This window comes from Rhizobium sp. No.120 (genome assembly GCF_054558365.1).
Window position 1 is genome coordinate 926,719 of record NZ_BAAJNQ010000001.1, and the last position, 13,184, is coordinate 939,902.

Here is a 13,184-nt window from a genome sequence, read left to right on the forward strand (position 1 = left end):
GCGGCAAGGGAGAGGAAGAATGCGCAGCTCGGTCGAGATCTATAACATCCGCACGGGTACGAACCGGATCGTCTGGCAAACGGACCAGCTGATCGAGGCGCCGAACTATTCGCCTGATGGTCGCTATCTGCTGCTGAATGGCGACGGGCTGCTTTATCGGCTGCCGCTGAATGGCAGTGGGTTCGTCCAGGTCGATACCGGCTTTGCGACCCTGTGCAACAACGACCACGGCATCTCGCCGGACGGTTCGCTGATTGCGATTTCCGACAAGACGCAGCATGGCAAATCCTGCATCTATGTTCTGCCGGCCGAGGGCGGCACACCAAGGCAGGTGACGACCAATCTGCCCTCCTACTGGCATGGCTGGTCGCCGGACGGAAAGCGCTTCTCCTACTGCGGCATCCGCAACGACGTTTTCGATATTTATACGATCTCGATCGATGGCGGCGAAGAGACCCGACTGACGCATGGCGAGGGCCGCAATGACGGGCCTGATTTCTCCGCTGATGGGCAATGGATCTATTTCAATTCGAGCCGCACTGGCCTGATGCAGATCTGGCGCATCCATCCCGACGGCACCGGCCTTGAGCAGGTGACCCATGATAATTACGGCAACTGGTTTGCACATCCGTCTCCGAAGAACGACAAGGTCGTCTTGATCTCCTACGATCCTGATGTTTTCGATCATCCGCGCGATCTCAATGTGCGGATACGGCTGATGGATATGGACGGCGGCAATCTGACGACGCTGTTCGAGCTCTTTGGCGGGCAGGGGTCGATCAATGTGCCGAACTGGTCACCGGATGGAGACGAGTTCGCCTATGTCCGCTATGAGCCGGCCTAAGCTCTGGACAGAGCGCAACCGGCGCGATAGATCTGGATGCGTTCTCAGGGCGCATCCGATCCGCGGGAAGGGCTAGGCCCACCTGATGCATATAAAGTGAGACTGCCACACCTCTTTTCAGTCTGTGGGCGCGGATACCGGACATAAATGGAAGGAGGTCTACCGTGACCACGCGCTCCTTGGCGGTCGACGCCACTCTCGATTCCCTGAAAAAACGAGCCAAGTCTTTCCTCAAGGCCGTTCAAGCGGGTGATACTTCGGCGCGCAGCCGCGTTACGCCCTATTTTGCCGATATCGACAGCGTTGGGCTCCAGGACATTCAGCTCGTTCTTGCCCGCGAATTCGGCTTTTCCAGTTGGGCGAAGCTCAAGGCGTATCTGGAAAGCGGCGATCGCAGGCATGTTCCGCCAGATCAGCTCGCCAACCGTTTCCTGTCGCTGGCGACGGTTTCGTACTTTGCCAATATTCCCGCCGATTCCGCACGTTTCGATGAGGCGCTACGGCTGCTGGAAGCGCATCCGGAGATTGCCGGCGAAAGCATCCATGTCGCTGCAGCGCTTGGCGACGCCGACCGTGTAGCTCGCTGGCTTGATCGTCAGCCTCAGCTTCTCGATCGCAAGGGCGGGCCGCATGATCTCACTCCGCTAATGTACGCAGCCTATGCTCGCGTGCCGGGTCGTTCCAGCCTGCCGGCGGCCCGTGAGCTGGTCAGGCGCGGGGCCGATGCCAACGCCTTCTTCCTCGATGCCGGCCAATATCGCTTCACCGTTTTGACGGGCGTCTTCGGCGAAGGCGAGGCGGGGAAGGAGCGTCAGCCTCAGCATCTGGAATGCGAGGCATTCGCGCGGCTGCTGCTCGATGCCGGCGCGGAGGCGAATGACAGTCAGGCGCTCTATAATCGCATGTTCGAACGGGACGATGCATGCCTGAAACTGCTGATCGAATATGGCTTGTCCGCTAGGGACAAGAACAATTGGCTCGTACGCGAAGACGGAAAATTCGTAGCAAATTCGCAGACCGTTTTCGACTATCAGCTTGCCTGGGCGCTTGAGCACCGTATGAGCGAACGGGTACGCCTGTTGGTGGAGCATGGAGCGGATGTGCTGAAAGTGGTCAACGGAAGAACGCCGTTTGAGTGGGCTCGCCTTAGCGGTGACAATGAGTTGGCGATCTATCTGGTGCGCAAGGGAGCTGTGGCGGTTCGCCTTAAGCCCGAGGATTGGGCCTATATTCAAGTCAAGATCGGCGCCATCGATGCAGGGCAAATTAGGAAAATTTTCCGGCAAATGCCTGGCAGGCGCGATCTTGATATAGCCGTGGCGATACAGCAGGTTCACCCCACCATGCTCCACGACGCTGCCGGGGAAAACGATCTTGAAGCCGTGCGCCGCATGCTGGCTTTGGGCCTCGATATCAACGCCTTGACGAGCCGCACGCCGCTGCATAAGGCGGCGTTGCATGGCCATTTGGAGATGGCGAAACTGCTGATCGCGCACGGAGCCGATACCACCATTCGCGATCCTAATTTTCATGCGCCGCCAATCGGCTGGGCCGAATATAATGGCAAGGACGAAATGGTCCAGTTTCTGAAGGCCTATCCGCTCGATATTTTCGCGGCGGCCGCTTTCGGCCAGATCGACCAGCTTACGGCTATCCTCGATAAGCATCCGGAGCAGATGAATATCCGCTTCGGTGAATTCCGTTCGCATGGGCAGTCCACCGCTCGCGATTGGATGACGCCGCTCGGCTTTGCCATTGTCAATCACTGCGGCGAGGCGGTGCGCTTCCTGCTGGCGAAGGGTGCGAATCGCTCGGTCAGGGACGCCTCCGGACGATCTTACCGCGATCTTGCGCAGGAGACGGGTGACGAGTCCATCATCTCCCTGTTGCGCCGGTCGGGAGCGGCTTGAAACCTGGGGAGCATGGCGGTCAGGCGGAGATGAGAAACGCCTGGCCGCGCATTATTGCGTCGGCTGCGGCCCAGCATCTTTCGGATGCTTGAGGTCGATGCTGCCCTGGTCGGTCGCGAGGAATTGCGGGCCGACCTGGCGCACCTTATGGGCCGAGGGATCATAGGGGCGATCCGGCGGAAATTGCTGCGGCTGCGCCTGTGTTATCTTGGGCGCCACCGCCGGTGGTGCTTGCTTTTGTTCGAGGCTGGAATTCTTCTGAAGCCTTGGCGTCTCGATGACGGTAATGGAGCTTTCGGGCTTGGCCAGGGACTGCTCCTGTGGTGCATAAGCATCCATCTTCGTGTGGGTATCGATGACGATATCCGGAGTTGCCGAAGCCGGCAGGCTACAGCCGTTGCGCTGCATCGTATCCAGCAACCGCCGGCGCTGCATGGCAACGGCATCGACGCGGCCGACGCTTTCCTCGCGCTGATCCATCAGCTGAGAGAGATCCTGCCGCATCTGATCGATCGATTGCCTGATGTCATCGCAGACGCCCTGACTTTCCTGGCCGCCGAATACCCCATCGTCGCCTTCGGCGCAGCCCTGGTTGCGCAGGTCGCTCATCGTTCGACGGATCATCAGGTTCTGTTGCACGATGGCGCGCGAGAGCTGGCGTGTTTCCTGGCTGGCGCCGATCACTTCGCTGACGTCAACATAGCGGCCGCGCAGTTCGTCGCAGAGATCGACCTGTGCGAGCGCCGCCGATGTGGTCGTCAGCAGGGAAAAGAAGGCAAAGGAAGCTTGTTTTATGCCGCGGTTCACGGTTCTGCTCTCGAAAGCGGTTTTAAGTCGCTGAAGGTTACACGCTGCAGCTTAACAACGTATCCATGAAAAAGCACGGATTTCGAGAGGATTTTCGTGAAATTGCAGCTCGCAGCCGCCGATAGCCAGGAGATGAGCGGCACCGCGAATGCTTGAAACGCGGTGCCGTTGTGGCTGTGGTTGCGAGACGCGATATCAGGCGATCTGCGAGGCTTCGACGACGGCGAGTGCCGCCATGTTGACTACCCCGCGCGAAGTGACCGATGGCGAAAGAATGTGGGCCGGCAGCGCGGTCCCGAGCAGGATCGGGCCGACATGCAGCCCGTCGGTCATGGTCTTGACCACGCCGAGCGTGATGTTGGCCGCATCGAGATTTGGGAAGACCAGTAGATTGGCTTCGCCGGAAAGCGCGCTGTCTGGCATCACGTGCCGGCGCAGGCTCTCGGAAATGGCGCTGTCGCCATGCATTTCGCCGTCGACCTCCAAATCCGGCGCTGCCTCGCGAATAAGAGCCAGCGCTTCGCGCATCTTGGTAGCGCTTTCCGACTCCCGTGAGCCGAAGTTGGAGTGCGAAACGAGGGCAGCGCGGGGCTCGATGCCGAAGCGCTTAATTTCCTCGGCTGCCAGCCAGGTGGATTCCGCGATTTCCTCGGCGGACGGATTAAACGTCACATAGGTATCGGTATAGAAGGTTGCGCCGCGCTGCGAAATGAGCAGGCTCAATGCCGAGAAATCCCGAACATCCGGCCGCTTGCCGATGACCTGGCGGACGATGCGCAAATGACGCTCGTACCGGCCTTCGAGACCGCAGATAAGCGCATCGGCTTCGCCGCGCTTCAGGGCGAGCGCGCCGATGACGGTTGCGTTGGTACGGACGATGGTGCGCGCTGCTTCTGGGATGACGCCCGCGCGGCCGACCAGCGAGAAATAGAGCTCGACATATTCGCGGAAGCGCGGATCGTCTTCCGGATTGATGACGGCGAAATCCGTGTGCGGGCGGATCTTCAGGCCGTAGCGCTTCAGGCGCGTCTCGATAACAGAAGGACGACCGATGAGGATCGGGACGGCCGTACCTTCTTCAAGAAGAACCTGGGCGGCGCGCAGCACGCGCTCGTCTTCGCCTTCGGAGAATACGACGCGCTTGCGCTCGGCAACCTTCGCCGCGGCGAAGATCGGCTTCATGACGAAGCCCGAGCGGAAGACGAAGCGGTTGAGTTCGTCCATATAGGCGTCGAAATCCTTGATTGGGCGCAGGGCGACGCCGCTGTCTGCGGCTGCCTTTGCCACAGCCGGTGCAATACGCAGGATGAGACGCGGATCGAAGGGCGAGGGGATCAGGTAATTGGGTCCGAAGACCGGAGTTTCACCGGTATAGGCGCGGGCAGCGACATCGGAAGGCTCTTCGCGGGCAAGCGCGGCAATGGCGCGCACTGCGGCCATCTTCATCTCTTCGTTGATCGTCTTGGCGCCGCAATCGAGCGCGCCGCGGAAAATATAGGGGAAGCAGAGGACGTTGTTGACCTGGTTCGGGAAGTCCGAGCGGCCAGTGCAGATCATCGCGTCGGGGCGGGCGGCGCGGGCGAGGTCCGGCATGATTTCCGGCGTCGGGTTGGCGAGCGCCATGATCAGCGGCTTTTCGGCCATCTGCGCCAGCAGTTCAGGCTTCAGCACGCCGGCGGCGGAGAGGCCGAGAAAGACGTCGGCGCCTGGAATGGATTCGGCAAGCACGCGCTTGTCGCTATCCTGAGCGTAGACGGATTTCCACTCGTCCATCAGGACGTTGCGGTCCTTGTAGACCAGGCCCTCGATGTCGTGGACCCAGATGTTTTCGCGCTTGGCGCCGAGAATGACGAGCAGGTTTAGGCAGGCGAGTGCGGCCGCGCCCGCGCCGGAGGCGACGATCTTCACCTCTTCGATCTTCTTGCCGGCCAGTTCCAGTCCGTTGAGGATTGCGGCGGCGACGATAATGGCGGTGCCGTGCTGATCGTCGTGAAAGACCGGTATTTCCATCTTCTCGCGTAGGCGGCGCTCGACGTCGAAGCATTCCGGCGCCTTGATATCTTCCAGATTGATGCCGCCGAAGGTCGGCTCGAGCGCCGAAACGGTATTGACCATCTCATCGACGGTCGGTGCTGCGATTTCGATGTCGAAGACATCGATGCCGGCGAATTTCTTGAAGAGAACGGCCTTGCCTTCCATGACGGGCTTCGAAGCGAGCGGGCCGATATTACCAAGGCCGAGCACTGCGGAACCGTTGGAAATCACCGCAACGAGATTGGCGCGGGACGTATAATCAGCGGCCGTTTCCGGGTTGTCGCGGATGGCGATGCAGGGCGCAGCGACGCCGGGCGAATAGGCAAGTGCCAGATCGCGCTGATTGCCCAGCGGCTTGGTCGCCTGAATTTCCAGCTTGCCGGGGCGGGGATAACGATGGAAATAAAGCGCCTGCTCGTCGAAATTTCCGCTCGCCATGTTCTTGGCTGCTTTCGAAGTGTCGTTCGTATCCAACTTGCGTCTCCATTCCTGCCTGCGCTTTGAGTCTTCTGCATACATCAATCGCTTCGCCTTCACAGTATGGAATTGAGGTCACAAGGCGTTTTTGTAGTGGCAAAACTGAATTGCCTTTTCTGCAAGAACCGAGCGGCGCATGGCCCTTGGATAGAACGCTGCGTGCGCCGGTGAGCCGCCAAGCACAGGGTTTGTCATCTTCCTGAAACACGAGTCTGGTTTTGGAGTAGCCAACGTAGGATAGGGCACGGACATATAGTTCGTGAATGAAAACATGGACCCCCGGCATTTCCGAACGCTATTCATTTCTGACGTGCATCTCGGCTCGAAGGCTGCCAAGGCGGACTACCTGCTCGATTTTCTCCGTTATCACGACGCCGATACCATCTTTCTGGTCGGCGACATCGTGGATGGCTGGAGACTGAAGCGAAACTGGTACTGGCCCCAGAATTGCAACGACGTGATCCAGAAGCTCCTGCGCAAAGCGCGCAAGGGCACGCGTATCGTGTATATCCCGGGCAATCACGACGAATTCCTGCGTGATTTTCCCGGCATGCATTTCGGCGGCATCGAGGTGGCGCAGCGCGCCATGCATGAAACGGCCGACGGCAAGAAATATCTCGTGCTGCATGGCGATGAATTCGACGTCGTCGTCCGCAATGCCCGTCTGCTCGCCTATCTGGGCGATTGGGCCTACGACATGGCCATCATGATCAATATCGGCCTTGCAGCGGTACGCCGACGCCTGAATATGCCATATTGGTCCTTCTCGGCCTGGGCGAAGCTGCAGGTCAAGCATGCTGTCAATTTCATCGGCGAGTTTCAGCGAGTGGTTGCCGAAGAGGCCAAGCGCAGCAATGCAGATGGCGTGATTTGCGGTCATATCCACCATGCCGTGATCGAGGACCTCGATGGCATCCGTTACATCAATACGGGCGATTGGGTGGAAAGCTGCACGGCGATTGCCGAGCACGAAGACGGGACGTTCGAGCTGATCACCTGGCAGAATATTCTCGAGACGCAGCCTGTTGGCTCGCCGGTCGAAGAAATGTCGCAGGCACTTGGGGCGCAGGCGGCGTAATTCCCGCGTCTCTTCACAGGCTTGCTAATAGCTTGTCATAATTATTGAACGGCAATGGCTTCGGTTTTTCCGAAACGGTACGCTTTCGGCCACTTCTCGCCATAGTCGTATTCTCGATGGCATGATAGGGAAAACTAAGTTCCCCTTCAGGTCTGTCATGATTCCCGCGATCAAGTCCTTCCAGGGCGAGGGTGCGCCTCCATATTTCCGCTTGCGCACTGCCTTGTCCTACTGCGCTCCGTTGTTCGTCAATGGAATTGCTCTGCCGTTTTTTCCCGTCTGGTTGGCAGGGCTGAATTTCAATGATCATGAGATCGGCCTGGTGCTCGCCATTCCCATGGTCGTGCGGGTGCTTGTGACACCCGTCATCGCTGTGCTCGCTGATCACATGTCGGAGCGGGCGGATGTGCTGTTGTGGTCGGGTGCACTGTCGCTGCTGACGGCTGTCGCGCTCTATTGGACGAGCGACTTTTGGCCTGTGCTTCTGGTCTACGGCATTCAGGGGGCCACCTACGCGCCTTATGTGCCCGTGGTTGAGTCGATCGCCATGTCGGGCGTGCGCCGCTGGGGCTTCGACTATGGCTCCATGCGGGTCTGGGGATCGATCACATTTATCCTGTCGACCCTTCTCGGTGGCCAGCTGATCGGCATGTGGGGCGGTAACACCGTCTTGCCTGTCATGGTGGCCGGATTCATTCTTACGACGCTGATGGGCTTTTTCGCCCCGCGCATCGGGCCGACGCGCCGGCGCAACCAACCCATTAATCTGCAATCGCCGACCGGAAATCTGCGATCGCCGCAATTGCTCATCACCATGATCGGGGTGTCGATACAGCAATCGAGCCATGCGATGCTCTATACGTTTGCATCGATCTATTGGCATAAGCTTGGTTTTTCAGGCGCGCAAATTGCAGTTCTATGGAGCATCGGCGTTGCGGCCGAAGTGATGGTTTTCTTCCTGTCGAAGAAGCTCAGTCGGCGGTTCAGCGCCTGGACATTGATCTTTTTGGGCGCGACCATGTGTATTCTGCGCTGGATCCTGTTTCCGATTAATTTCGGCTTCCTCGGCTATTTCATCCTGCAGTGTTTTCATTCCTGCACCTACGCCTGCGTCCACACGGGCATTCAGCGTCGCATTGTGGCCTCAGTGCACGAAACGCAGGAATCATCGGCCCAGGGCGCCTACTATTTTTACAATGGCATGTTCCTTGGGCTGATGACGCTTGCATCCGGCTATCTCTATGCCTGGCTTGATCTGGCAAGCTACTATGTCATGGCTGGCATAGCAGCCTTCGGGCTTGTCATGGTCATTTTCGCCTATGGGCTGCAGGCGAGGAAGCCGGCAATCGGAGGCGGCGCTCACGGTGTATCCTGACGCGGTGCAACAAATTCATTTGGATATCAAAAAGCCGTGACATAAGTTGGCGCCGGCGCGAGATGGAAATTCCACGCATAGTCGGTGTATTAAGCATTGATCAAGCGGGCTCCCCCGAGTCGGCTTATGTTGTGCCAGATTTGAAAGACGCATGAGTTTGAAAGCAGCCGAGCAAAGGTCCGATGCACCGAAGATCGATGATGCGCCCGAAGGCGCAGGCCATCGCTATCGGCTGCAAGGCAATTGGCGCAGCGCCAATGTGCATGGCGTGCTGCGACAGATCGAGCAGCTGTCCAAGCGCAGCTCCGGCGGCGACGTCGTGATCGATCTTTCCGGTCTTTCGGATGTGGACACGGCGGGTGCGCTGCTGATCCGCCGGCTGAAGGAAAGCCAGGAAGCACACAAGGCCCATGTTACGATCGAAGGCTCCAATCCGCATATCGACGAATTGCTGACGACATTCGATACGCATCCGGACGATGAGACGGCAGCGGCGAAGCCGAGGAAATCATGGGCGGAGCGTATCTTCGCGCCTATTGGCGAAAGCGTTTACGATATCTGGGGCAACCTCATCGCCGCCATGTATATCCTGGGTTCAGCCGTACGCGGCGGTCAGCTCAAGTTCGGCCGCGGTAGCGGGGTTTCACCTGCCTCGATCATCAACCAGATCGATCACATGGCGGTGCGCGCGGTTCCGATCATCCTGCTGATGTCGTCGCTGATCGGCGCGATTATCGCCCAGCAGGGCGCTTTCCAGCTGCGTTATTTCGGTGCGGAAATCTTCGTGGTCGATCTGGTCGGCATTCTGCAATTGCGCGAAATCGGCGTGCTTCTTACCGCGATCATGATTGCCGGCCGGTCTGGCAGCGCGATTACCGCCGAAATTGGTTCCATGAAGATGCGCGAGGAAGTGGACGCGCTGAAGGTCATGGGCCTCAATCCCGTCGGCGTGCTCATCTTTCCGCGGCTTGTGGCGCTGACGGTTGCCTTGCCACTGCTGACGGTCATTGCCAATTTTGCCGCGCTTTTTGGCGCTGCCTTGGTATCCTGGGCCTATTCCGGCATCACGTTTGCGACCTTCATCTCGCGCCTTCACGAGGCCGTCAGCCTTTCGACCGTCATCTCAGGCATGATCAAGGCGCCGTTCATGGCATTGGTCATCGGCATCGTCGCGGCCGTCGAGGGGTTGAAGGTGGGGGGCAGTGCTGAGTCTCTTGGTCAGCACGTGACTTCGTCGGTGGTGAAGTCGATCTTCGTCGTAATCCTCATGGACGGGCTTTTTGCCATGTTCTATGCGGCAATCGATTTCTGAGGGAAGATGACGATGAGCGCGCTTCACTCGGAAATCCCGTTGGAAAAGGATGAGCACGGCAGGGACATCGTGCTGTCGGCCCGGGACGTCACCGTCGCTTTCGGCTCGAAAGTGGTTCTCGATAAGCTGAACCTTAATATCTATCGCGGCGAAATCCTCGGTTTCGTTGGTGCTTCCGGTGCCGGCAAGTCCGTGCTGCTGCGCACCGTATTGCGGCTCTTGCCGCGCCGATCGGGCAAGATCGAGATCCTCGGCGAAGATTACGACAAGCTCGATGAAGAGGATCGCAACCGGCTCGACATGCGGCTCGGCGTTCTCTTCCAGCAAGGCGCGCTGTTTTCCTCGCTGACGGTCAAGGAAAACATTCAGGTGCCGATGCGGGAATATCTGGATCTGCCGAAGGAGATGATGGACGAGCTGGCGCTGATGAAGATCCGCATGGTGGGTCTCGCCGCTGATGCCGCCGACAAATATCCTTCCGAGCTTTCGGGCGGCATGATCAAGCGCGCGGCGTTGGCCAGAGCCCTGGCGCTCGACCCGGACCTCGTTTTTCTTGATGAGCCGACGTCGGGTCTCGATCCGATCGGTGCGTCGGAGTTCGACGAACTGATTGCCAAGCTGCGCGACACGCTTGGCCTGACCGTTTATATGGTGACTCACGACCTCGACAGCCTGTTTTCCGTCTGCGACCGTATTGCTGTCCTCGGACAGAAACGGGTATTGGTGGAAGGTACGGTTGAGGACATGCTCGCCTGTGATGACCCCTGGGTGCAATCCTACTTCAGGGGCAAGCGCGCACGATCGATCGTGCCGCGCGAGGACATCAAAGGGCAGCACAACGACGACAAAGGCGCAGGCGCCCACAGCCGCGAGAAGTGACTGGAGACAATGGAAACCAAAGCCAATTACACGATCGTCGGGTTCTTTACGCTGGTTGTCATCGCGGCCGCTTTCGGCTTCGTCTACTGGATGGCGGAATATGGCCGCGGCGGCCCGATGGTCGAGCTCGTCGTACGCATTCCAGGCTCTGCAAATGGCTTGAGCGTCGGCTCGCCGGTTCGCTTCAACGGTATTCAGGTCGGCTCGGTACAGGGGCTTTCGATCGACGCCGACGATCCTAACTATTCTCTCGCCTTCACGCAGGTGCGTGCCGATGCACCGGTCTACACCTCGACGAAGGCCATTCTTGAGATTCAGGGCCTGACGGGTGCTGCCTATATCGAGCTTTCGGGCGGCCGCAATAGCGACGAAAACATCCTGAAGCGCTCGATCGACACGGGCAAGCGCGCAGTATTGCTCGCGGATCAGTCGAGCGTCACCAACCTATTGACGACGGCCGATAAGATCCTGAACCGCGCCAACGACACGATCGGCGACATTCAGGGCTTTGTCTCGGATTCGCGCGGACCTCTGACGGATACCGTGCGCAATGCGCAGAAATTCTCCAAGGCCATCGCCGACAATTCCGACAATATCGACAAGTTCCTGGCAAGCGTTGGGCAGCTTTCCGATACCTTCAAGACGGTTTCGGTCCGCGTGGATTCGACATTGGATGCGATCGAGAAGTTGGTGCGTGCGGTCGATGCCCAGAAGGTCAACGACGTCATCGCCAATGCCGATAAGATCACGGCCAATGTCGCCGACGCGACGACCGACTTGAAGGCGACGATTGCGAGCTTCAAGCAGACGGCCGATACCTATACGACTTTTGGTCAGAACGCACAAAAGACGCTGGATCGAGTAGACGCGATCGTCGCGCAGATCGATCCGGCCAAGATCAAGGGATCGGTTGACGATATTGCCGATGTGACGAAGCAGGCTCGGACGGCGGTCGCATCGATCCGGGACGTCGCCAACTCGGTTGCTGCGCATCAGCAGGATATCGACCAGACGATTGCCAATGCCCGAGAGATTTCAACCAAGCTCAATGCAGCGTCCGGCAAGGTTGACGGCATCCTGACCAAGGTCAATTCTCTACTCGGCGACGACAGCACGAAATCGTTGTTCGCAGAAGCCAAGGACACGCTCGAATCCTTCAAAAAGATGGCGGATAATCTCAATTCCCGCATCGGCCCGATCGCCGACAATCTGCAGAAATTTTCCAGCAGCGGCTTGCGCGATGCCCAGACCCTCATCAACGACATGCGGGGCACGGTTGACAATCTGAACAGTACAATCACTAATTTCGACCGCAATCCGCAACGACTGATTTTCGGCGGGGATACGGTCAAGACTTACGACGGCCGCGCGCGGCATTGATGAAGAGCGATATCTCCAGGGGATAAGCGAAATATGGTCAGTTGCGTATCGAGTGGGCGTCATCAGGTGTGGAAAGCTGTCATCGCGTTGCCGTTGTTCGCGGCCCTACTGGGAGGCTGCGGCAGTACAAATAATGATACTTATGATCTTTCCGCATCGGTGAAGGCGAACGGACCATCGGTTAAGAGCCGCCAGATCCTCATTCCGCCGCCGACGGCACTGCAGGCGCTGGACAGCAATCAGATCGTCATTCGCGTCTCGGGCTCTGAAATTCAGTATCTCGGCAAATCGCAATGGAGCGACAAGCTGAGCAAGATGGTGCAATCGAAACTGGTCGAAGCCTTTGAGAATACCGGAAAGCTCGGCGGCGTCGGCGTACCCGGGCAGGGGCTCGCGATCGACTATCAGATCGTCACCGATATCCGGTCTTTCGAGATCAATGCATCCGGCGGCCAGAAGACAGCAATCGTCGAAATCTCCGAAAAGATCCTCAACGATCGCACCGGCACGGTTAAGGCGCAGAATGTCTTTCGTAAAGTCGTACCGGTCAGTGGCGGCAGCAATCCGGATTTCGTCCGCGCGCTCGATGCAGCGTTTGCAGGCGTGGCCGGCGAGCTCGTCGATTGGACGTTGCGTTCGCTGTGAGGGCGATCAGCGCTCCATCAACTCGCTCAGCGCCTCCAGATCGCGCATGACATGCGCGGCATCGGCCGTGAATTGCTCTGCCTCCATGCCGGGTAGCTGGAGCACGGTGAACATGACCTCGCAACCATCGCCGTTCGGTACGACGCGTAAGGCATTGTAGACCTGCAGATCCGATTCCAGCGTGACCCAGTGGTCGATGACACCAAAGTCGTTGCGAGGTGCGAAGCGGATCCGTGCATTGCCGAGCACGCCTTCGGCGATCCAGTCATCGCCATCCTGCGTCAATCCGGATGCAAGGCCTGAGGCCCAGAATGGCATGTTTTCCGGGCGGCTGGCGTAGTCGTAGACCTCCCTCCAGTCGCGATCGATGGAGATATGCACGATCATTGCATTCATGGTCGACATGGCGTTTTCCTCCTCTATATCACCGTCAAAGTGCTGCG

General features: G+C 58.5%; 11 protein-coding genes. 8 read left to right on the top strand and 3 right to left on the bottom strand.

Annotation, left to right across the window (positions count from 1 at the left end):
- Positions 1-19: 19 nt before the first annotated feature.
- Both ACYJRZ_RS04660 and ACYJRZ_RS04665 read left to right on the top strand, forming a co-directional pair.
- Positions 20-844 (top strand): TolB family protein, encoded by an 825-nt coding sequence (locus ACYJRZ_RS04660; protein WP_459456532.1) that lies wholly within the window; start codon positions 20-22, stop codon positions 842-844.
- Positions 845-1,008: 164 nt separating this feature from the next.
- The gene (locus ACYJRZ_RS04665; protein WP_459456534.1) at positions 1,009-2,754 is read left to right on the top strand and encodes an ankyrin repeat domain-containing protein; all 1,746 of its coding nucleotides are present in this window, start codon (positions 1,009-1,011) and stop codon (positions 2,752-2,754) included.
- A 51-nt stretch (positions 2,755-2,805) separates the two neighbouring features.
- Here the strand turns inward: ACYJRZ_RS04665 and ACYJRZ_RS04670 are convergent, their stop codons facing one another.
- On the bottom strand, positions 2,806-3,561 hold the full coding sequence (locus ACYJRZ_RS04670; protein ID WP_459456536.1) for a hypothetical protein: 756 nt from the start codon (positions 3,559-3,561) through the stop codon (positions 2,806-2,808).
- A gap of 195 nt (positions 3,562-3,756) precedes the next feature.
- Complete coding sequence (locus ACYJRZ_RS04675) at positions 3,757-6,033, bottom strand: NADP-dependent malic enzyme (protein ID WP_459456943.1); 2,277 nt, start codon at positions 6,031-6,033, stop codon at positions 3,757-3,759.
- Between the two features lie 310 nt (positions 6,034-6,343).
- Here ACYJRZ_RS04675 and ACYJRZ_RS04680 point away from each other — a divergent pair, with 310 nt between their 5' ends.
- The 6 genes from ACYJRZ_RS04680 to ACYJRZ_RS04705 all read left to right on the top strand — a co-directional run bounded on the left by ACYJRZ_RS04680 (position 6,344) and on the right by ACYJRZ_RS04705 (position 12,741).
- Positions 6,344-7,150 (top strand): UDP-2,3-diacylglucosamine diphosphatase, encoded by an 807-nt coding sequence (locus ACYJRZ_RS04680; RefSeq protein WP_459456945.1) that lies wholly within the window; start codon positions 6,344-6,346, stop codon positions 7,148-7,150.
- A 157-nt stretch (positions 7,151-7,307) separates the two neighbouring features.
- Positions 7,308-8,525 (top strand): MFS transporter, encoded by a 1,218-nt coding sequence (locus tag ACYJRZ_RS04685; RefSeq protein ID WP_459456538.1) that lies wholly within the window; start codon positions 7,308-7,310, stop codon positions 8,523-8,525.
- A 151-nt stretch (positions 8,526-8,676) separates the two neighbouring features.
- Entirely contained in the window at positions 8,677-9,837 is a 1,161-nt protein-coding gene (locus tag ACYJRZ_RS04690) for an MlaE family lipid ABC transporter permease subunit (RefSeq protein ID WP_459456540.1), read from the top strand.
- Between the two features lie 12 nt (positions 9,838-9,849).
- The gene (locus tag ACYJRZ_RS04695) at positions 9,850-10,716 is read left to right on the top strand and encodes an ABC transporter ATP-binding protein (RefSeq protein ID WP_459456542.1); all 867 of its coding nucleotides are present in this window, start codon (positions 9,850-9,852) and stop codon (positions 10,714-10,716) included.
- 9 nt (positions 10,717-10,725) lie between these two features.
- Positions 10,726-12,096, top strand: a complete 1,371-nt coding sequence (locus ACYJRZ_RS04700; RefSeq protein WP_459456544.1) for an MlaD family protein — start codon at positions 10,726-10,728, stop codon at positions 12,094-12,096.
- Positions 12,097-12,129: 33 nt separating this feature from the next.
- Complete coding sequence (locus ACYJRZ_RS04705) at positions 12,130-12,741, top strand: ABC-type transport auxiliary lipoprotein family protein (protein WP_459456546.1); 612 nt, start codon at positions 12,130-12,132, stop codon at positions 12,739-12,741.
- A gap of 6 nt (positions 12,742-12,747) precedes the next feature.
- On the opposite strand, the gene ACYJRZ_RS04710 is transcribed toward ACYJRZ_RS04705, so the two are convergent.
- Positions 12,748-13,146 carry an SRPBCC family protein gene (locus tag ACYJRZ_RS04710; protein WP_459456548.1) on the bottom strand — a complete coding sequence of 133 codons (399 nt, stop codon included), beginning with the start codon at positions 13,144-13,146 and terminating at the stop codon, positions 12,748-12,750.
- Positions 13,147-13,184: the final 38 nt, after the last annotated feature.